The organism is Candidatus Zixiibacteriota bacterium, assembly GCA_026397505.1.
GTDB lineage: Bacteria > Zixibacteria > MSB-5A5 > GN15 > PGXB01 > JAPLUR01.
This window is the reverse complement of sequence record JAPLUR010000073.1, coordinates 1-21,726: the sequence shown is the minus strand read 5'-3', so window position 1 is coordinate 21,726 and position 21,726 is coordinate 1. Positions and strand designations below refer to the sequence as shown.

Sequence of the window (21,726 nt, the reverse complement as noted above, 5' to 3'; positions counted from 1 at the left end):
GTGAGGGCCGATGAGCATTATTTCCTGGACGGTGCTTGGTTCCTCCTCAGGTATCCCCTCGGTTGAGCGAGCCTGCTCGGGACATATTCTGGCATTAGACGATCGATTAATTCTTTTTGACTGTGGCAGCGGCGTGACTTCCTCGTTGCTACGGCATGGTTTTGATCCCGGGGAAATCGATTCAGTCATAATTTCCCACACTCATGCCGACCATATTTCCGATTTGCCTCTTTTCCTTCAGCTTCTTCATCAGGAAAAGCGGACTTCCGATTTAACTGTTTATTTGCCGTCAGAGGCGATAACACAAATCGGCGGTTATCTTGACGCGGCTTATCTTTTCCGGGAAAAGTTGCCCTTTCCGCTGCAATTGAGACCGATAACGGAGATAATGACCTTCTTGGAAGGTGCCGTCATCGTCGACTCCATCATGAACGACCATCTCAAAAGTAATGAGGAGATCATAAAGGAATCAGGTTATCCCAATCGGATGGAAGCCTACTCGTTTCTTATCAGATGTGAAGAAGATATTAAAATTTTCTATTCTGCCGATGTCGGAACTCTGGAAGATATCGGAAATTATATCGAGGGCACCGACCTGCTTGTAGTGGATTCAACTCATATCGCATTTTCCGCTTTGCTCCAGCTTGTGGAGGAACGCAATCCAAATAATGTGATTTTGAGCCATATGTCCGATGACGTCCTCAAACAATTGAAATTGTCAATTAATGGGATGCAGACCCGCACAAAGATTATGGTGGCGGAAGATGGTTTTGCTTTCAGATTTTGAATGGATCATGTGTCATGCGTGTTCTGTCTTAAAAGCGTCATAAGGCGAGTCTGCATTCAGCGATACCGCAGCAAAATTCTTATTTTGATATATTGCTTGACAAAAGCTGGAATGTTGTCTTTATTTTCGACTCTGAAATTTGTTAACCGTTTATTTGTCGTAAGGAGAGCCTTATGGCCGAAAGAGTTTCAAATCAGAGCCTGCTGACATGGTTCCTGCAAAGATTCTCCGGGCTTTTTCTGGCATTCTTTCTCTTCACGCATATTGATGTGCATCATTTTCTGCATAGAGAAGGATTGATAGATTTCGCCGTGGTCAATCAGCGCTTGGGCGGCTCATTCTGGTGGAAACTGTACTACTTATTATTCGTGCCGTTCTGCGTGTTTCACGCCTTGAACGGTATCTGGGCCATCTTGGCCGACTACCGTCCCTCGGGAGGTTTCACGGTTACCACCAAGATTGTATTCTGGGTTATCGGTATCCTGCTGATCTTTATCGGTGCCATGACCCTGATCAACCTGTTCGCGGTGGGGGTGTAAGATGGCTTTCAAGGGGTTTTTAAAGAACGCTTACATCGACACCAATTTGAACAAGAATGTTGGCACTTTTGCTTATCTTTTTCACCGAATCACCGGCATCGGGCTGGTTGTCTATCTTATTATGCACACCTATGTATTGTCATCGGCCATTTCGGGGCATCAGGATTTCAATAAGCGAATGGGTCTGGTGCAGAATCCATTTTTCGCTTTTCTGGAGATACTCCTGGTCGCAGGAGTATTTTTCCACATGCTCAACGGCCTCCGGATTTCGATCTGCGATTTCTTCGGATGGTCTCGTGCCCACAAAGTCTTTTTCTGGATTGAACTCGTGCTGTTTGTCGCCATAATGATTATTACGGTGATCTTGCAGTGGCCGAAGATGCAATCCGGATACTATCCGAGCATATAGGAGAGGCGGAAAAAATGTTTTATGATGTAATTGTTGTTGGGGGCGGGCTGGCCGGGATGCGGGCCGCAATAGCGGCTCATGATGCCGGCGTAAAAGTGACCCTGATCTCTAAAATTCATCCGGTCAGGTCGCACTCGGGAGCGGCGCAGGGCGGCATTAACGCCGCACTGGCCAATCACCCCGATGCGAAAGATGACACGCCCGACCGGCATGCCTATGATACAATCAAGGGTTCCGATTTTCTGGCCGATCAGGATGCGGTCGAGATTATGACCGCTACTGCGCCGGAAATTATATATGAATTCGATCGCTGGGGCTGTCCTTTCTCGCGTTTTGATGACGGCTCTATCGCACAGCGGCCGTTCGGCGGCGCCGGATATCCGCGAACCTGCTATGGGGCCGATCGCACCGGGTTGTACCTTCTTCATACCCTTTACGAACAGGTGGTCAAACGCAATATCGGAGTCCTTTATGAGAGATTCGTGACGAAGTTGGCGGTAAAAGCAGGGAGATGCGCGGGCGTGGTCGTGATGAACCTGCACAACGGCGAATTTCAGGCCATCGGCGCCAACGCCGTCATATTTGCCACCGGCGGTTCCGGGCGTGTCTACTCGGTGAATACCACCAATGCCCATGCCTCGACCGGTTTGGGTGTGGCGATACCGTACTGGGCCGGCGTACCTGTCGAAGATATGGAATTTATTCAGTTCCATCCGACCGCACTTGACGGCTCCTCGATCTTAATGACCGAGGGTTGCCGCGGGGAGGGCGGATATCTCACCAATAATAAGGGCGAACGGTTCATGAAGAATTATGTTTCCGAGAAAATCATGGAACTGGCGCCCCGCGATATCACAGCCCGCTCCATTCAGACCGAAATAAATGAAGGCCGCGGTTTCGAGGACCGTTATGTGTACCTCGACCTGCGCCACCTGGGCGCCAAAAAGATCATGGAAAGGCTCCCCGGTATCCGTGAAATTTGTATCAATTTCAGAAGTATCGATCCGATCAAAGAGCCGATTCCGATTCACCCCGCCATGCACTATACGATGGGCGGAATCGCCTGCGACAAGGACGGCATGACCCAACTGGATGGTTTCTATGCTGCCGGTGAATGCTGTTGTGTTTCGGTGCACGGCGCCAACCGTCTCGGCGGCAACTCGCTTCTCGATACCGTCGTTTTCGGCGCCAGATGCGGCCGCCATGCCGCCGCACGGGTGAAAGGAATGTCGCAGACTGTCGATACCGACACGCTCAACTCGGCCCTGAAAACGGAAGAGGAGCGGTTCAACAAGCTGCGCAGTAATAAAGGTACCGAAAATCCCTACACGATCAAGAACGAACTGTCGCAGGTAATGATGGATAATTACGGTATTTTCCGGAACGAAACCGATATGAAGAAGGGCGTGGAGGAAGTCTATGCCTTCAAAGAGCGGTTCGAACACATCCGGGCCATTCCCGATACCGGAAAATTCAATTTTGATTTTCTCTGGGTGACCGAAATCGCCGGGAATATCGATGCCGGTCTCTGCATCGCCAAGGGCGCGCTCAATCGCGCCGAGTCGCGCGGCTCGCATTTCCGGATCGATCACAGCAAGCGTGATGATGGGCAATGGCTGAAACATTCGATGTTTACGTTCAGACCGGAGGGCCCCGAGATTTCGTACAAACCTGTCACCATGGGCAAATACAAACCTGAAGAAAGGAAGTACTGATATGCCGACTTTCAAAGTATTCAGATACAATCCAAAATCGGATGAGCAGGCATATTTCCAAACGTACCAGCTTCCTGATATAAAGGGAATGACCGTTCTGGAGGGTCTTTACCATATCCTGGAGAATATTGATTCGACACTGGCGTTCCGTTCCTCCTGTCGTGCCGGGGTGTGCGGTTCCTGCGCTCTGCATATCGGCGACCAGTACCGTCTGGCCTGCGAAACACAAATTGCCCATGTCGGGAATAATATTACTATCCGTCCGCTGGCACACATGAAAGTGATTCGCGACCTTGTGGTCGATCTCGATCCGTTTTTCGCGCAGTATGCAGCCATCAAGCCGTATTTGATTGGGGAGCCTCCGGCAAAGGGATTTAAACAGTCGCCCAAAGAGCGGCTGAAAATCGACCTTCTGGTTGATTGTATTTTCTGCGCCGCCTGTTATGGCTCTTGCCCCGTGGTGGCAACCGATGAGAAATATCTCGGGCCGCAGGCTATGCTCAAGGCGCTTCGCTTTGTCGATGATTCCCGCGACGGTGCCGCCGGCGAGCGGCTGGCCTATCTGGCCACCGATTTCGGGGCCTTCCGCTGCCATACCATTTTCAACTGCCAGCAGGTTTGTCCCAAGAAACTCGACCCGACCGGAGCCATTGGAAAACTGAAAATGAAAGCGCTCTGGGCAAAGTTCGCAGGGAAACTGCGCCGGGCAGGCTGATCCATTAGAATATGACTCTTTAAGGCGGGAGCTGACCCCCGCCTTTTCTATATCCAATTTGATAATCCGGGCCACGGCCGATAACTGTTGACTTTTCCGGCTATTATGATAAATTTTGTCCCGGAATATAGGTCAGGGTCTCAAAGGACCCTGACGTAATTGTAAATAGAAGAAGGACTATTTATGAGACTTTACGAGTACGAAGGCAAAGAGCTCTTTGCCAAATTTAAGATACCTGTTCCCAAAGGGAAAATTGCGACAACGCCGGCCGAGGCCGAAAAGGCTGCAACGGAGCTGAATGTCCCGGTGGTGCTTAAATCGCAGGTGCTGACCGGCGGGCGCGGTAAAGCGGGCGGGGTTAAGATCGCCAATACTCCGGCTGAGGCCGGAGCGCTGGCGGCGCAACTGTTCCAGCTCAAAATCAAGGGATATCCGGTCGAGAAACTTCTGGTGGAACCGAAACTCGATATTAAAAAAGAGATATATATCGGCGTCACGATCGATCGCACTAATTACAAACTGGTTGTTATCGCCTCCGGCGAGGGAGGTGTCGATATCGAAATCACGGCCGAGAAATCGCCGGAGAAGATTGTCAAAAAGTCGCTGGATATCGATGAGGAACTTTATGGTTTTGATGCCATCGAAATCGCCAAGAGGATCGGTATCGGCTCCGACCTGATCAAGGATGGCTCGGCTATTATCACCAACCTGTACAAACTCTTCAAGAAGTATGATGCCAAACTGGCCGAAATTAATCCTCTGATCATCACGGCCGACAATAAATTGATTGCCGCCGACAGCCGGATATCGCTCGATGATGATGCCACCTTCCGCCATCCGGAACTGTCCGAGATGGGAATCGAAAAACGCCACGAGGAAGGGGAGATGACGCCGCGCGAAATGCGGGCTAAAGCGGATGATATACCATATCTCGACCTCGACGGCGATATCGGGATGTTTCCCGGGGGTGCCGGTTTCGGAATCATGGGGAATGATTTTATCCAGTACTATGGCGGCAAGCCGGCCAATTTCATGGATTCCGGCGGCGGGCCGACGCCGGAGCGGCTGGCAAAAATGCTGGTGCTCCTCGATGAAAATCCCGGTGTCAAAGCAATTTTCGGCGCGCGATTCGGCGGGATTTCACATTGCGATGATTTTGCCAAAGGGGTCGTAATGTTCCTGAAAGAGCATGGGCTTTCCAAGCCGATGGTGATGCGAATGACCGGCAACATGTGGCAGGAGGGGGTGCGGATTTTCGAAACGGCCAAAAAAGAAAATCCGCAGTTGTTCCGGAATATCGAATTCCACGGGATCGAGACGCCGATTGAGGAGATTGCCAAGAGGGCGGTGGAATTATCGAAACAGGCGGGAGGTAAGTGAAAATGGCTATACTGGTCGATAAAAATTCGCGCGTGATGGTACAGGGGATTACCGGTGGGGCCGGAAAGTTCCACGCCAAAAGAATGATCGAATACGGCACCAATATTGTCGGTGGAACCTCTCCCGGCAAAGGTGGTACAACCATCGAGAATAAACCGGTATTCGATACGGTCGCCGAGTGCGTACAGGCCACCGGCGCCGATACTTCGGTGATATTCCTTCCGGCGCCATTTGTGAAAGAGGCGGCCATAGAGGCCATCCGGGCCGGGATAAAATTCGTGGTGGTGATACCAGAGCATATCCCGATACACGACATGATGGTAGTGCGCAAAGAGGCGGTGGCGCATAAAGCAACCGTGCTCGGCGGCAACACCGCCGGGATTATCACCCCCGGTGAGGCCAATCTCGGCATCATGCCGGATATAGCTTTCACCCCCGGGCGGGTCGGCACGGTCAGCCGCTCCGGTTCGATTACTTACTATATCGCCGATACCCTCACCCGCACCGGATACGGCGAGACCACCTGTGTCGGTCTGGGCGGAGATCCGATACTCGGCTCGACCTTTGATGAGATTCTCTGGATGTTTGAGCAGGACGCCAAAACAAAAGCCGTGGTGATGACCGGTGAGATCGGCGGCGTATATGAAGAGCGCGCGGTCGATACCATCAGGAAGATGAAGACGCCGGTGATTGCCATGATTGGCGGGATTTTCGCTCCGCCTGGGAAGCGAATGGGGCATGCCGGAGCGATTGTCGAAGGGAAAATGGGAACAGCCCGGGAGAAGTTGGAGGCACTGACCGCGGCTGGCGCCCACCCGGCCCGAACATTTATGGATATTCCCGAGATATTGAAGAAACTGGGTGTATAGAAAGAGCAATCGATGATTTCGATCGATGCGGGCGGCCCAAAGGCCGCCCTTTTTTATTTCCATATTTTGAACAGTCCAGCGTCACTATTTTGGAGCATTCAATTTGCAAGGAGGTAAATCGACCATGAACAGACTATGTAGATGGCGGCAGGCACTTGTCCTCATTCTCTTTCTACCGATGGCATCCTTAGCCGGCGAAAATCCGCCTGCCTTTGTATCGTTCAACGGGGGAGCAGGGGTAATGCCGATGAGCGACTGGGACAGCGAAGCCAAAGCATATCCCAATTCCTACTATTCGCAGAATGATTATGCGGGGTACATGGACCTGCGTTTGAGTCTCATTTCGGGGCCTCATCATTCCTTTCGGTTCGCAATCGGCCATATTAAAACGTCATCGACAGTTACTTATGCCCGGCGTGTCGCCTATGATTTTGATGTTCAGGTGACTGCGGTGAAAACCATACTCTGGCAATTCAGCGCCATACCGATGGAATTTTCTTATGAGTATCATCCATTGGGGAATGAAGGGGGAGTCGTCTCGTTTTTCGGAGGAGGTGTTTCGGGTTATCTCACTAAGATTGACAGAAGAGATTATGACCTCTACAATTATTCTCGGGACACCTATTTCTCCATAAAAGCGAGCGGATATGATGAAATCGGTTATGGTTTTCAGGTTTTTGTCGGCGTGCGGGCATTTGTATGCTCCGGGCTGTTCATCGAGACACAATTGCGGGGTAGATATGCCGACGGCACCGGCCTGACTCATGACCATAGTGATATCAAAGTTAAATTTACCGGTCTCGATCTAACCACCGGACTGGGATGGAAATTATGATGTCGAAGAGGCGTCCCTGTTGACCGGTTTTTCGCGACCCCGCGCCGCATCGCGCCTGCACATTTACTTGACAATTCGTTGCCTGATTCGTCATAATATGAGGTAAATTATACGACTATTCCCGGGAGGAACGATGTCTGGTCGTCTTATTATCGCCGGTGCAATTCTTATTCTTTCCTTGCTGTGCGTCACTGCCTGCGGCGCCGAGAAGGGATTTTTCGCCGAATTGGATGCCTCAGTGTATATCATGAATTGGGAGAATCGTTATCTCTATGGATTCACACCCCAGGTCGGATATAAATTGTCTTCCGATTATCTTGCCGGCCTTTCATGCGGATATTATATGACGGATAGTATTGAAATGCCTGGCGGCGGCAACAAATATACACATTATCCACTCCGTTTGCATCTCCAGCGCCGCGTTAATGACCTGCTTTTTCTTGAGGGTGGTCTGGAGTATCTTTTTATTCAACGGGAAACCCATGGATTCTATCATACCGACACCGGTTTCGTTTTTGATAGCCATGAAAGCAGCGATCACGCCCATGGACCCTTTATCGGGCTCGGTCTGAGCGGACCGGTGGGCCAAAGTATCGAATTGGTCGGACGCGCGTCATATTCATTTACTCATTACAGAGGGACGAAACTATCCCGCTCAGGGGTAGAGACAGAGCGGGATGTTGGTGGCATTGGTCTTGATTTTGGGCTGAGATATAATTTCTAAGTTATGGAAGTGGCAATTACAAATGGCATGGGAGGAAAAATGTTATTCCGGTCAACTCTTCTTTTAGCAATAATAATTGCCTTATCGACTCCTCTGACAACCTTGGGACAAGGCAATGGCTTCTATGTCGAGTTGGATGGTTCCGCCCTCTGGATGCGCGGCGACGGGCGCGTCGGTTTTCAGGGTGGGAGCTATACGGATCCCTTTGGAACTGGCGGTGAATATACATATTTTGATTTTGATGCGAAAAATTCACTGATTGACTGGATCGAAGGTCTTGGATGGGATAATAAGACGCTTTTCGGAATTAATCCTCAGATCGGTTATCGGTTTCTCAGGCATTACGGTATCGCGGTTTCATTCGCCCGATATTTTCAGAAGAAAGCGGCAATTATCGACCATAATGGCGGCCATCACGAAACGAGATATGATCAGAAGAATCTGCGTCTTTCAGGACAATACTATATTAGTAATATGTCTTATGCCGAGGCTGGAATGGAATGGGCGTTTTTGAGACTGGAGGAGATGCACAGCGTTAACTTTGTCACGCTGGCCAAGGCGGCCCAAAGCGATGCATGGGCAATCTATTACAAAAACGATGATAATGCCTTTGGATTCAATGCGGGTCTCGGGGCACTGAAACCGATCACGGCAAGGATTATGTTGTCAGCCCGGATTTTGTATTCTTTCACCCGTTATGAGGGTACGAAACTCTATAATATTCTCTCGAATCGCACCCGGCTGGAACTCAATGTCGGCGGCTTAAGCGCCGAACTCGGATTGAGGTACAATCTTTAGGTCGGTTTCTCTTTGTAACACCTTAGGGATTTAATCACAAAATTAGACCTCTTTTTGCTTCAGGCATGATTGGTCGTTTGACGATTTTGCAGTGGATTTTGCTGACTGTAATGCTTATCTTCATGAAATGAGCATCGTGCAATTATGATAATCAATCCATATGAAATTATGGGACGAAAGGAATAATGGTTGATATAGTTGCCAGAGTTTATCGGGGGGAGAGGGAAGAGTCGGTTCATTACGGCTCGGTGGCCGTCGTTAATAAAGAGGGGAAACTGACCCATTATGTCGGCGACCCGGAATTTTTCACTTTCGTCCGGTCATCATCAAAGCCGTTTCAATTAATCCCGCTGTTCCAGACCGGCGCGGCCGATCATTTCCGATTCACCAGTCAGCAGCTTTCGATTATGTGTGGGTCACACTCCGGAACCGACCTGCACCGCGATGTGGTGCTCTCCAACCTGATAGCGGCCGGCAATTCGCCCGAAAATCTCAAATGTGGCATTCATGTTCCGCTCTACATGCAGATGAGCGGCGAAATTCCGGAGCATAATGAACACAAAGATTGTCTCCGCCATAACTGCTCCGGCAAGCATTCCGGGTTTCTGGCACAGGCGCGGTTTCTGGGCGAAGATGTTTCCCATTACCTCGACCCGAATTCCAAAACCCAGCAGTTAGTGCTCGACGCCGTGGCCGGAATGTATGGTTATCCCAGGGACAAGATGAAACTTGGCATCGATGGCTGTTCGGCACCCAATTTTGGACTGCCGCTTATTCATACGGCGCAGGCCTTCAAGCGACTGGCGCTGGCCGAGGGTTATACTCCCGATGTCTCAAAGGTACTTGTGAGGATCAAACAGGCAATGACCGAATTCCCGGTCTTGTTCTCCGGTGAAGGGCGGTTTGATCTGGCCCTGATGCGGACTTTCCCGGGAAATATTATCTGCAAGGGGGGAGCCGAGGCGATTCAGGGAATCGGTTTTGTTAATCCGCCCATCGGCATTGCAGTAAAAATCCATGATGGAAACTCTCGGGCCATCGGGCCTGTCTGTGTCGAGGTCTTGAAGCAGTTGGGTCTGATTGATATCGAAAAAGCAGAGCATCTCAAATCCTTTTACAATCCGGAAATTCGTAATTTTATGCACCTTCTCACCGGGCAAATAAGTGCGGAATTCAGCTTGAAAAAAGTGTGACATTATATTAACATGAATTTAGATGAGTAGTATGAATGATATCAGGGAGACATTTTGAAAGATTTTAAACATCCGGCGGAGCCATTTAGAATAAAATCGGTGGAGCCAATTGTTCTGTTACCTCGCCCCCGGCGGGAGCAAATTATCCGGGACGCGAAATTCAATGTTTTCAAAATCAAGGCGGAAGATATCTACATCGATCTTCTCACCGATTCCGGCACCGGGGCCATGTCAACCGCACAATGGGCGGCACTGATGCTTGGCGATGAATCGTATGCCGGGGCTCGTTCGTTTTATCGTTTCGAAAGCATTATTAAGGAGATCACCGGCAAAGCGCATGTAATACCGACCCACCAGGGTCGCGTCGCAGAGAATGTTTTCTTCTCCAGCCTTCTGAAAAAGGGTGATTATGTCCCCAATAACACTCATTTTGACACCACTCGCGCCAATGTCGGGCATAAGGGAGGGATCGCAATAGATTTTCCCTGTTCGGAAGCGGCTCTTGATGATGAGATCCCATTCAAAGGGAATATGGATAACCACCAACTGGAAAGGTTCATCGAAGAGAAGGGCGCCGATAATGTTCCTGTCGTTTTCATGACCGTTACCAATAACTCCTCCGGCGGCCAGCCGGTTTCGATGGCCAATATCAGAGAAACATCGGAGATTTGCCGCAGGCATAGAATCCTCTTTTTCTTCGACTGTGCCCGCTATGCTGAAAACTGCTTCTTTATCAAGCAATTTGAGCCGGGATATCAGGATAAGAGCATCAAGGAGATTGCCCAGGAGATGTTCTCTTACGCCGATGGGGCATTGATGTCGGCCAAGAAAGATGGTCTGGCCAATATGGGCGGTTTTGTGGCGCTTAATGATGATGAACTAACCCGTAAGATAACCGAACTGCTGATTGTTATTGAGGGCTTTTTCACCTATGGTGGCATGTCTGGCCGCGACATGGATACCGTAGCGGTGGGTTTGGCCGAGGCGCTCAATGAGGATTATCTTGCCTATCGGATCGGGCAGATGGAATATTTCGGAAAGATTATCGAGGAGGCCGGGGCGCCGATTATCAAGCCGACCGGCGGCCATGCTATTTTCATCAATGCCGGCAAATTCCTCCCGCATATCCCCAGAGAGCAATTCCCCGGACAGGCTCTTACGGTCGAAATGTATCGTGAGGGAGGCATTCGCGCCGTAGAGATTGGTTCGCTTATGTTCGGCGGCCATGACCCGGTCACCGGCGAGAAGGTTGAAGCGCCCCGCGAATTGGTCCGCCTGGCCGTTCCGCGACGGGTTTTCACGAGCTCGCATCTCGATTATGTGGCCGATATAATCGGCGAAATTGCAGCCCGCAAGAATACTATAAAAGGCCTGAAGATTACTCGCCAGGCAGCCTACCTGCGCCATTTCACCGTTGAACTGGAAGAACTGGCGGAAAAACAGGTAGAATTAAAGTAACTTTATGGCTATTTGTATGAACATCTTTGCCTAATAGACGTTCTTGGGGCATATGGAACGGAGATTGGCGCAGACATTAACTCTTTGCTGCGGGATAACTTATAGGAAAACTGGTGAAAATGGCCCATTTCCGGCCGCCAAATTGCAGGAAAAAGGACGGAAAATAAGGCTTTTTCGGTCTAGTCTGCTTGACTTTTGTGAGAAAAAGCATATATTTTTAACTATTACAAAGTCTTAGAAGGAGAACAGAGTATCGATTAATCGGTTAAAGGACTTGAGTTTTTGTTGAAAAATGAGAAATATTTAGGAAATTTTTCGGCCCTTTAACCGTAAGTCGGCTTGCATATATTTTTATGCCGGGTTATGGGGCCGGGTTAACTTGGAACCCGGTTTTTTTATGACCCTGAAAAGCTCTGCCATAATTCTTGTTTCTTTCCTTATCTGTTTAGCCGCTCCGGCGGTCTCATCTTATTACTCCGATATCGAGATAATCTCATCAGATGAAAGTGGCATCTCTTTCATTTTCCATTGCGCCGATCCTCTGAAGTATTCGGTGTCCAATCCACCGGATTCGGCCGCGATTATAAGCCGCCCGGTAATTATTGGGATCCCCGATGGTGCCGTCGTGTCCATTTCCGATGCCAGGGCATCAAAGCCGCAAATTCCTGATCCCGAATCGATGCGTTATATCAGATCCTCGGGCAAGGGCCTCGCGGAAATCGCAGCGACCCGAATGGTTCGGGGAAAAAAGGTCACCACATTAAATATCTTTCCATTCTATCAGAATATTCTTTATGGGCAGGTCGAGGTGACGGTAAAATTCGAGCGGATTCTCCGCCGGGTGGAGTCAGGAGAGGCCATCGGCCGCGATCCGCTATTTGAAAAAGTGATGGGCTATTCTATTCTGAATTTTGACCAATTCAAGAGCTGGCCTGGGGCATTGCGGAGATCACCTATGGCCAAAGCGGCCCAGAATCCCTTCGAAATAGCCAATACCTGGTTTAAAATCATGACCTCAAGCGAAGGATTGGTGAAAATCACCGGGCAAAATCTTTCCTCGGCAGGGTTGTCGCTGGTCAACCTGTACAGCGATTCCCTTCATCTGTTCTATGGCGGCGGCCGACCATTGCCGGTGGAAAATGACTCCGCCGTACCCGGGTTGCGGGAAATTCCGATCAGAGTCTTTGATGGTGGTGATGGCCGTTTCAATCTCTCCGATTACCTCATATTTTTTTCCGAGACAGCCGATCGCTGGGTCTATCCGTCCGATTTATCCCCTTTTTATCTTGAAAATCATTATACCGGTACTAACTGTTACTGGTTGGCCGCCTCAGGCAATTTCGCGCAGGGGGGATTGCGGATGGAGTCAATTGACGGTTCCCCCGTTGATACACCCGACACCACTATAACCAGTGCCAGATTTTATTCCCGGACAGGGCATAGCAATCTCCTGGGTTATGACAGCGAGGGAAGAATATTCAATTATTTCACATGGTACTGGACCGACCAGAAGCAATTTACTTTCTATGTTCCTCTTCCTCAGACTATCCCAGTCGAATCGGCCAATGTCGTTCTTCGCGGATGGGCGGATGCTATGACGTTGACCGTGAATGACCAGCCGGCGGCTATCACCTTTAACCGTTATGATGAATTTGGCTTTGTCACCAGCCGTCTGGTGGCCGGCCTTAATAAAATGACGATCAATATGAATGACGGCTTGACTGGCCGGACTCCATTTTTCGGTGCCTGTGAAATTGCCTATACCGGTGATTTGACTCCCGCCGGTGATGTCTTCGATTTTTCTACAAATGCTGTTCCCCAGAGGGGTGAAATGGTTATCAAGAATACATTTAGTGCAACCCCCTATGTTCTGGAAGTATTCGATCCCGGCCGGCCGGTTATGATTATCGGCGCTGCTGCTGCGGCCGGAGACCTCAGTTTCCAATATAATCTGGCTGATCATAACCGCTTCTACCTCTGCTCACCCTCTAAAATTGCCAATGTCACGAGCATCGAAAAGGCAGTCACTCCGCATCTAATAGAAAGCCCGACACCGACCGATATGTTTATAATTGCTCCACGGGAACTGATTCCCGAGCTTGAGGATTACCGAAATTACCGCGCCGCAGGCGACCAGATAAATGTATCCCTGATCGCCGTTGAGGATATCTTTAACCAGTTTTCATATGGAATGTATGACCCCACCGCCATCAGGAATTTCCTCAAATATACCTATGAAAATTACCCTTCCCCACCCCCCTCGGCGGTGCTTTTGGTGGGTGACGGAAGTTACGATTACAGAAATTATCTCAAAACAGCCACAGTCAATCTTATTCCCCCCTATTTGAATAATAGGGATGTTACCGCTTCCGACGACAACTATGTCTATTTCGGAAAGTATGGACTGCTTGACAGCGACACTTCATTTTCGAGCGGCGGGCGCGGTTACGATATGATGATCGCCCGTTGGCCGCTCCGCAATACCGCTGAATTAAGGACGGTGATCGATAAAGTCAAAGGGTATGAGGCTTCGACAGATTATGGTCCTTGGCGGGCGATGGTCACGCTTGTGGCGGATGATGAATTCGGAACTTCCAATACGGAGTCGTTTCATACCCGCCAGGCCGAAGAACTCGAGAAATATCACCTGCCGCCCGCTTTTCGCCGCAACAAGATATACCTCTGGGATTATCCTTTTGACTCCAATCATCAGAAGCCGGGGGTCAATGCCGATATTATCCGGAGTTTCAACGAAGGGACCCTGATGATCAATTATATCGGGCACGGCAATCCCGACACCTGGGCACACGAGCATGTTTTCAACCGCAACACCGACCTGCCGCAACTGCATAACGCCGATCGGCTGGCTCTGATTCTGGCGGCCTCCTGCTCAATCGGCTTTTTTGATGATCCCCAGAAGGAGGGGCTGGCCGAGGAATTGCTCCGTCTTCCCGGCGGCGGCGCCATTGCCACGCTGGCGGCCACCCGGCTGGTCTATGCCAGCGCCAACTCCGAGTTCAACAAACAGATCTTTGATATCCTCTTTGGCGCCGACAGCCTTTCGATCGGACAGTCGATATTCATGGCAAAACTCTTGAGGCAATATGAATACGGCACACCCGTTCCGAATACCAATGACCGCTCATATGCTTTCTTCGGCGACCCACTGCTGAAGCTGGGGGTACCCCATTATAAAATCAGATTCTCCGAAATCCCCGACAGCCTGAAAGCGCTCACACGCCATGATGTGACCGGTGAAGTGGTCGATAAAATTTCCGGTGCCCATGTCAATCTTGACGGCGCCCTGGATCTGTTTGTTTATGATTCCGAAATAAAGAAGACTCATAAAGTCGTTAATAATTTTGGAGATGTCGTTGATACCGTTATCTATTCTCTCATTGGACCGATGATTTATCGCGGCACAACCACTCTATCGGCCGGCAATTTCGGTTTCTCCTTTATCGCCCCGCTTGATATCGGATATGGCGGAAAAGGAGCCAAGATTTCGACCTATGGTTTCGGCGCCTCGACCGATGCTTTTGGGTTGGCTGATTCAATACCGGTTTCGGCCGGAGTCACCGTTTCCGGAGATTCGATCGGGCCTACGATTGAATATACTTTCGCCGGACGCCGGAATTTTGTTTCCGGTGACCGAATTATTCCCGGTGATCGACTTGAATTAACCATCTCCGACTCTTCTGGTCTCAATCTTACCGGCGGTTCGGGACACGGAATTATGCTTGTTATCGATAATAAAGTGGAGAATGTCCTCAATTTGACCGATTTATTTCAGTACCGACCGGGCAGTTACTCCCTGGGTGAGATAGGTTATACGCCCGAATTGTTGGTACCCGGTCTGCACAGCTTTAAAGTAAAGGCCTGGGATAATGCCAATAACTCCTCAAGCGTGGAATTCATGGCGGAAGTGCTGGAATCAGGAAAGCTTATGATTGCCGATTTGCTGAATTATCCCAATCCGATGATGGAGAAGACGACCTTTTCATTTGTTCTGTCATCTCCGGCTCGGAAGGTCAGTCTGAGGATATTCACTCTGTCGGGTAAGAAGATCATGAGTTATGAGCAAAACTCGGTTTCGGCCGATTATCACGAGTTTTTCACCTGGGACGGCCGCGATGGCGACGGCGATCGGGTTGCCACCGGAGTCTATATATATAAACTGACCGCTCTCTCGGATCAGTCCGAGGATGCGGTTGAATCCTTTGGAAAAGTTGTAGTTGTTAATTAAATCCCCGTGGAGGTTTTCTGATGCGAAAATCATTTACTATTCTCATAGCGGCCGTGATTGTACTGGCAAGTCACGTCAATTCCTATGCCGTCTCCGAAGCCGCCGTGTTGTTTCTGCGTATAGCGGCTGGTGCCCGGGCGGCGGGAATGGGCGAGGCCTTCGTGGCGGTTGCAGATGATGCCACCGCCACACACTGGAATCCGGCCGGTCTTGGGACATATCCGTTGTCGAATAAATGGTTCGAGATAAGTATTCCCAAAGATATCCAACCATTGAAGAAGATGGTCGTTTTCAAGAACGAATCCTCCAACCTGGATTATAAGAGATTCGATATCTGGGCACTGACCGCCAAAGGGCTGGTTAAAAACTCCTCCGAATTCGGCACCAGGCCCGGTGCCGCCCAGGGTTCGTCCCTCTATGCCTCTTTTATGATAAGCAATCAGGATAAATGGGCTATGTCGGACATAATCGAAACCAGCGCCGACCAGACAGCCGAATCGGTTCTCAGGCAGTATGTGGGACTGGCCGGCGAAGCGGCTGAGGCGAAGATGCCCGCTCTTCTGGAGAAGCTAGGATCGGCTAATAACCCCTATCCGGTGGAAAGAATTGACTCCCTCAAAGAAGGCGTATTGGCGGGCTTGGGCGAAAATTATAAGGGGAAATTCGAGTTCGATACCGCTTTTGCCACTCTTCATGATGCCTATAATCGGTGCCTGGTGGATTGGCAATCCTTTGAAAGGGCGGAAGGCCTTTATCGCAATGCAATCAAGGATTCGGCCATAACGGAAGGTGAAGCCGACAAGATTCTGTTTGCCCTCGAAAAATCCAAGAGCAAGGCCTTTCCCGAACAGTTGACTGTTCCGTTTAATATTATATTTGAAGGAACCCCCCGCGACATCGCCGCTGATGATAACAATCTCTGGCTGGCCACCGACTCCGGGCTGTATCGCTATAACGGCCGAAACTGGCAGAGATTCGGAATCAACGAAGGCTTGCCGACCGATAATATCATGATGGTGACACTGCATGAGAAAAAAGCTTATATAGGTACGGATCGCGGGCTGGTGGTCTATGATGCTGGCGCGTTCCGATACTTTGGCGGGGGAGATGCCGCCGGGCTCCCCGAGAAACCGGTCCAGGGGATTGCGATTGCAAATGACAAAAATGTCTGGGCGGTGATCGATAGCGACCTCTACCATTTCAACGGCAAATCATGGGAAAATTACTACGATTATAATGACATCCTGGGCGAGACGGACTCTTCTCTTTATGAAAACATGAAACTGTATGGAACACCGAGCGAAAAGGAAATATATCTGGCCAAGTTCTCGGCCCTGAACGTGCCCGGTGCCGTGCCGGAAGAAAAAGAACCCCCCGCCAATGGCGTCAAAATCAGCCAGCTTATCAACCAACTTGGCGTGGTTGAGGCTTATCGCGAGAGCCTTGATTCCGCGGGAGCGCCGATTATAATCGACTCCGCTGTGATTCCCAAGGAGAGCACCCCCGGCAAGAAGCTGAGAATTCCATATACGGCCGGCTTCAAACAGGGGATAACCGCGATGGCCTGGGATGAACGCAATGGCATCTGGATCGGGACGGAATCGGGACTGCTGCGCTTTTCGGGCAAGAAATGGGATCGCTACGGTTATCGTGAGTACAAACCGGAGGCCAACCAGACCGTCTATAATCTGGCTCTGGAACGGGTAAAAGGTGATTCCAGCCGTGCCGAAAGGCTGGCGATAAATATAAGAGCGGCCAATGAATTGGAATCCGATACGATCAGCGCCGGGCAGTCCATCATGCTCTATGCCAACCCGGCCGGAGCGAAGATCAACGGCATTCGGTTGATAAACAACCGGGTGTTCTTCGCTACCGAAAGCGGCACCATCTGGTACGATGGCCGCTGGTCGCGGTACAATGCCGAGCAATTGGGCCAGAAGAATACTATCGGCATTGAAGAACGCGGGAGCGATGCCTGGTATGTGACCGATGACAAAATAATGGTACTGGCCGGAGCCAGGAGCGAACTCTCGTTGATGCATGTCAACTGGTTGCCCGAACTGGCCAGCGACATCTATTATGAGTTCCTCTCTTATGTCAAAAACGTTGAGGGGTGGGGAACGGTCGGCGGTAATCTGACCTTTCTCTCTTATGGCCGAATCATCAGGACGGACGAAAACAATGATATTCTCGGCGATTTTTCTGCTTTTGACGCGGCCATGACTCTCTCCTACGGTACGGCTCTGTCACCCTCTTTAAGCGGCGGTCTGTCGGCCAAGATAATTTACTCCCACCTTTCTTCGCTTGGCTCGGGACGCGAAAAGGGAAACGGGACATCGACCGGCCTGGCCCTGGATGCCGGCATTCTTTATAGGTTGCACCGGCGGATATCGCTGGGGGCAGCGGTCACCAATCTCGGCCCGGATATATCCTATATCGATGTTTCTCAATCCGACCCGCTGCCGAGGAATCTGGCGGTCGGTCTGGCCTGGAAATTTATTGAATCAAACTATAACAAAGCGCTGGTTACAGTGGAGGCCAATAAATCTCTGGTAAACATAGGGGATGGATTTTCGCAGGAGTTGAAAGAGGTTGTTCTCAACGGCGGCCTGGAGTACTGGTATGGTTCATTTATTGCGCTCCGCGGCGGATATATTTATGACCAGGATGGGCAGATCAAAACCCCCACTTTCGGCTTCGGCCTGGCCTATAAAATATTCCAGTTTGATTTTGCCTATATTCCCTCGAATGACCAGGTTCCGCTGGCCAATACCGCCAGGTTCTCTTTAAAGATTGAAATGTAGGCGAATGTGGCCCTGAAAAAGGTAGGAAAAATGGGAATGAAACTGGGAATTGGATTCCTGCGCCTGCTGAGTATCCTCTTATTATTCGGCATGATCGCCAGGTCGGAAGAGGGCAAGGTTCTGTATCCTCTATCCATCGAGAAACGTCCGGTCGATACCAGGGACCATCGCGTCGTGCAGAGCGGTTTTTATTCGCCGTCGGCCGCCCAAAACATCCTTAATCTTGAGCGGGAAAAACCCTGGTCACTGCCCAAGTTGTCATCCTCCGTAGCGGCAGGCGTAGATACTATCAGAGTTCTGGCTCTGCGTCTCGATTTCCAATATGAAAACCCCGATGACCCACTGACGACAGGACGCGGCAAATTCGACATGCGGGATACCCTGACTTTCTTCAATCAGGAAGGACATATGATCGATCCTTCGCCGCATGTGGCGAGGTATTTCGAAAAACACCTGGAGGCGCTGAATAATTATTGGGCTGATGTCTCCGACCGGAAACTGGTTATCATCGGAGATGTTTACCCGCAGGTCAGCGACTCTTTCTATCATCTCCCGCACACCATGGGATACTATGGCTCCAAAGATCCTTATATCGGCCTGGTGGAATTTTTTGATGATGCCATCAAATTGGTCGATACGGCCGAGCCGGGTTTACGTTTTGCCGACTATGATTCATATTTCTGCTTCCATGCCGGCTCCGATCGTCAGAACGATATTGGATTTCCACTGACAGAATCGGATCTCTATACCGGGAATGTTTTCCTCGGGGAGCCGCTTTATGTTGATAAGAGCGGTACCGATTCGACTAAGATATCAAGCGTGGTTATTTTTCCCGAGGCGGCATCTCAGGACGGCCGCGCCACCGCGATGAATGCGGTTCTGGCGCATGAATTCGGACATCAACTCGGTTTGGTTGACCTGTACAACACCAGCAATTTTTTCACTCAGGTGGGAGACTTTTCGCTCATGGATAACAACGGCTTCGGCACCGGACTCGACTTCGGATTCCGCGTCGGTCGGGTGTTTGGCTGCCTGCCGGTCTATCCCGATGCCTGGTCGCGCTGCTTCCTGGGATTTGAGCAGCCGGTGCTCTTTCGACAGGGAACAAATATCCCGGTGGTGGCGGCCGAAATGCTCAAAGAGGGAATCAAGGTAGCCAAGGTGCCAATTTCGGAGTTTGAGTATTATCTGATCGAGAACCGCCGGGTCGATGTTGATAATGCGCAGGATGCCCTTCTGGCCGATAGTGCCACTTCGGTCATTATAGGCCCGATCGATCTAAATCGACAATTTACGGGTGAATACGATATTCTTCTGCCCGGCTCCGGGATTTTGATCTGGCATGTTGATGAGCGGGTGGCCGCCATGCTTAACAATCAGGGGATAAGCAATTTTGAGGCAAACCGTCTGCAGGTTGATCCCACCCATCGCTTTATCGAATTAATGGAGGCCGACGGCCTGGTCAATTTCGGCGGCAATTACTATGCCGGATTCGGCGCTCAGCAGGACATGTACTATCTGGGAAATAGTACTTCGTTCACACCAAATACCAATCCTCCATCGATTGGATATTATGGTGTCAATAGTCATACTTATATTACTAATATCTCCTCTCAGGATACGACCATGACTTTCGACCTGGAGAATGGATTCATCTCGCCGGGATTTCCACAGCGGGCCGGCTACCCTGTTTTCGGCCTTTCGCCTGTTGCGGCCGATGTCGATGATGATGGCCGCCCGGAAATAATTGCGGCATCCAACAGGAATATTCTGGTTCTCGAGGATAATGGTGAGGATTCCCTGACACCCGGACCGCCTTATTATGATACAACTTTTTCGTACAGTGGTCAGGGCGTTTATGAGGTGCCGCTTTTTGCACGAACCCGTCAATACAGTATAACTGCAGGACCGGTCGTGGGCGATTTTGGGAACGGCCCCGACCAACAATATGTTGCCGTCGGAGCTTCAACTGAAATCCATATCTATAAAACGGCCGACCAAAATGGCGACGGCCAGGCTGACCTGATGTTCCCGACAACCTCTATGTCGCATCCAATCGTAGCGCTGATGATATTGAGCAATAAGTTGTTGGCGTTTGAAAATGATAGAAATGTGCCTTTAGGCTATGTGAGAATGGCCAATATTGATTCAATTAGTGGACGGCCTTTTCCGGCTTCACCTATTATCCGTGAAAAAGAATTATTCGGGATTACCAATACGGGAAAGGACGTGGCGATTATTGCGGGAGATTCCGCGGGCGTGAGATTGTACACTATAGATTTGTCTGCAGGAGACACTGCTAGCTTCAACCTCGATGGGTATTTCATTCTGGGGCCGGTCTGCGTCGATCTGGACCGGGATTCTCTGCCGGAGGTAATTGTGGCTTCGCCCGAGGGAATTATCAAGGCAATTCGGGTAGATACCACTTTGGCGCGTCCGTCATTCTCCCTTTATGGGCAAATTGGACTTCACGACTCTCTCTATGTCAATCCGGTACTGGCCGATATTGATGGCGACGGTTATGCGGATATTATTGCTGGCGGCAAGAATAAGATTTTCGCCCTGGACAGGCATTTTCTATCTTTGGCCGATTTCCCGCTGACGATCGACCGCGCCTATACGAATGACTTTGTCATCGCGGCGCCGGTCGTGGCTGATATTAACGGCGATCATCATCAGGATGTTGTCATAGTCACATCAAATGGCAACTGTTATGCCTTCGGGCCGGAGCTGCTATATGGATTTCCAATCGCGGCAGGAGGTGTGGGAGTCGGTTCTCCCCTTATTTACGAGAAGAGCAACGGCGGCGGGCTCGGCTTTCTGGGAGTGGACGGCTGGTTTTATTCTTATGGGCAGTACGATTCCACGTCAAGCCTCCCTCAGCATCGTGGAGTGCAAGTGACGTTGTCTTGCGATGGCCGCCCATGCACAAAACGCTTCAGAGTTTCGCGCTTGAAGCTGAGCAGGGTGAGAATCACAAGGGTGAGGTCGTTGGAATACTCGGTCCCAACGGGATTGGCAAGACGACCTTCATCAAGCTTCTCGCAGGACAGCTCAAACTTGACTCGGGTGACCTTCTTGCTCTCGGAATAGAGGTCAGCTACAAGCCTCAATACATCTCTGCCGACTACAAGGATACTGTGGAGGTGCTGCTTAGGTCCGTTGCCAAGGACGAGTACGAGTCAAGCCGCTACAAAACGGAGATCGTCCAACCTCTGAGCTTGGATAGGTTGCTTGACCGATTGGTGAACGAG

At 50.3% G+C, this 21,726-nt stretch carries 14 protein-coding genes and 1 pseudogene; all 15 read left to right on the top strand.

Annotated elements, in window-relative coordinates:
- Positions 1-10: 10 nt before the first annotated feature.
- Positions 11-787 carry an MBL fold metallo-hydrolase gene (locus tag NT002_07835; GenBank protein ID MCX6829178.1) on the top strand — a complete coding sequence of 259 codons (777 nt, stop codon included), beginning with the start codon at positions 11-13 and terminating at the stop codon, positions 785-787.
- A gap of 173 nt (positions 788-960) precedes the next feature.
- Positions 961-1,326, top strand: coding sequence for a hypothetical protein (locus NT002_07830; protein ID MCX6829177.1), 366 nt, complete (start codon positions 961-963; stop codon positions 1,324-1,326).
- A 1-nt stretch (position 1,327) separates the two neighbouring features.
- On the top strand, positions 1,328-1,735 hold the full coding sequence (gene sdhC / locus NT002_07825; GenBank protein ID MCX6829176.1) for a succinate dehydrogenase, cytochrome b556 subunit: 408 nt from the start codon (positions 1,328-1,330) through the stop codon (positions 1,733-1,735).
- 14 nt (positions 1,736-1,749) lie between these two features.
- A complete protein-coding gene (locus NT002_07820) occupies positions 1,750-3,450 on the top strand; it encodes an FAD-binding protein (GenBank protein MCX6829175.1) in 1,701 nt (566 codons plus the stop codon).
- A gap of 1 nt (position 3,451) precedes the next feature.
- Positions 3,452-4,165, top strand: a complete 714-nt coding sequence (locus NT002_07815) for a succinate dehydrogenase iron-sulfur subunit (GenBank protein MCX6829174.1) — start codon at positions 3,452-3,454, stop codon at positions 4,163-4,165.
- Positions 4,166-4,348: 183 nt separating this feature from the next.
- The gene (sucC, locus tag NT002_07810) at positions 4,349-5,545 is read left to right on the top strand and encodes an ADP-forming succinate--CoA ligase subunit beta (GenBank protein MCX6829173.1); all 1,197 of its coding nucleotides are present in this window, start codon (positions 4,349-4,351) and stop codon (positions 5,543-5,545) included.
- Positions 5,546-5,547: 2 nt separating this feature from the next.
- On the top strand, positions 5,548-6,414 hold the full coding sequence (gene sucD, locus NT002_07805) for a succinate--CoA ligase subunit alpha (GenBank protein MCX6829172.1): 867 nt from the start codon (positions 5,548-5,550) through the stop codon (positions 6,412-6,414).
- A 124-nt stretch (positions 6,415-6,538) separates the two neighbouring features.
- Positions 6,539-7,249, top strand: coding sequence for a hypothetical protein (locus tag NT002_07800; protein MCX6829171.1), 711 nt, complete (start codon positions 6,539-6,541; stop codon positions 7,247-7,249).
- A 133-nt stretch (positions 7,250-7,382) separates the two neighbouring features.
- On the top strand, positions 7,383-7,973 hold the full coding sequence (locus NT002_07795) for a hypothetical protein (GenBank protein ID MCX6829170.1): 591 nt from the start codon (positions 7,383-7,385) through the stop codon (positions 7,971-7,973).
- A gap of 39 nt (positions 7,974-8,012) precedes the next feature.
- On the top strand, positions 8,013-8,771 hold the full coding sequence (locus NT002_07790) for a hypothetical protein (protein ID MCX6829169.1): 759 nt from the start codon (positions 8,013-8,015) through the stop codon (positions 8,769-8,771).
- A gap of 185 nt (positions 8,772-8,956) precedes the next feature.
- Positions 8,957-9,964: an asparaginase gene (locus tag NT002_07785; GenBank protein MCX6829168.1), complete on the top strand. Its 1,008-nt coding sequence runs from the start codon at positions 8,957-8,959 to the stop codon at positions 9,962-9,964.
- A 54-nt stretch (positions 9,965-10,018) separates the two neighbouring features.
- Positions 10,019-11,422, top strand: a complete 1,404-nt coding sequence (locus NT002_07780) for a tryptophanase (GenBank protein ID MCX6829167.1) — start codon at positions 10,019-10,021, stop codon at positions 11,420-11,422.
- 397 nt (positions 11,423-11,819) lie between these two features.
- The gene (gene porU / locus NT002_07775; GenBank protein MCX6829166.1) at positions 11,820-15,668 is read left to right on the top strand and encodes a type IX secretion system sortase PorU; all 3,849 of its coding nucleotides are present in this window, start codon (positions 11,820-11,822) and stop codon (positions 15,666-15,668) included.
- 20 nt (positions 15,669-15,688) lie between these two features.
- Complete coding sequence (locus tag NT002_07770; GenBank protein ID MCX6829165.1) at positions 15,689-18,472, top strand: PorV/PorQ family protein; 2,784 nt, start codon at positions 15,689-15,691, stop codon at positions 18,470-18,472.
- Between the two features lie 2,978 nt (positions 18,473-21,450).
- A pseudogene (locus tag NT002_07765) lies at positions 21,451-21,552 on the top strand (ATP-binding cassette domain-containing protein).
- Positions 21,553-21,726 lie beyond the last annotated feature (174 nt).

What these genes read in the sequence shown, in the direction of transcription:
- NT002_07835 (MCX6829178.1), top strand. Translation starts at nt 11, where the DNA reads ATGAGCATTATTTCCTGGACGGTGCTTGGTTCCTCCTCAGGTATCCCC.
- NT002_07830 (MCX6829177.1), top strand. Translation starts at nt 961, where the DNA reads ATGGCCGAAAGAGTTTCAAATCAGAGCCTGCTGACATGGTTCCTGCAA.
- sucD (MCX6829172.1), top strand. Translation starts at nt 5,548, where the DNA reads ATGGCTATACTGGTCGATAAAAATTCGCGCGTGATGGTACAGGGGATT.
- sdhC (MCX6829176.1), top strand. Translation starts at nt 1,328, where the DNA reads ATGGCTTTCAAGGGGTTTTTAAAGAACGCTTACATCGACACCAATTTG.
- NT002_07820 (MCX6829175.1), top strand. Translation starts at nt 1,750, where the DNA reads ATGTTTTATGATGTAATTGTTGTTGGGGGCGGGCTGGCCGGGATGCGG.
- NT002_07795 (MCX6829170.1), top strand. Translation starts at nt 7,383, where the DNA reads ATGTCTGGTCGTCTTATTATCGCCGGTGCAATTCTTATTCTTTCCTTG.
- NT002_07800 (MCX6829171.1), top strand. Translation starts at nt 6,539, where the DNA reads ATGAACAGACTATGTAGATGGCGGCAGGCACTTGTCCTCATTCTCTTT.
- NT002_07770 (MCX6829165.1), top strand. Translation starts at nt 15,689, where the DNA reads ATGCGAAAATCATTTACTATTCTCATAGCGGCCGTGATTGTACTGGCA.
- porU (MCX6829166.1), top strand. Translation starts at nt 11,820, where the DNA reads ATGACCCTGAAAAGCTCTGCCATAATTCTTGTTTCTTTCCTTATCTGT.
- NT002_07815 (MCX6829174.1), top strand. Translation starts at nt 3,452, where the DNA reads ATGCCGACTTTCAAAGTATTCAGATACAATCCAAAATCGGATGAGCAG.
- sucC (MCX6829173.1), top strand. Translation starts at nt 4,349, where the DNA reads ATGAGACTTTACGAGTACGAAGGCAAAGAGCTCTTTGCCAAATTTAAG.
- NT002_07785 (MCX6829168.1), top strand. Translation starts at nt 8,957, where the DNA reads ATGGTTGATATAGTTGCCAGAGTTTATCGGGGGGAGAGGGAAGAGTCG.
- NT002_07790 (MCX6829169.1), top strand. Translation starts at nt 8,013, where the DNA reads ATGTTATTCCGGTCAACTCTTCTTTTAGCAATAATAATTGCCTTATCG.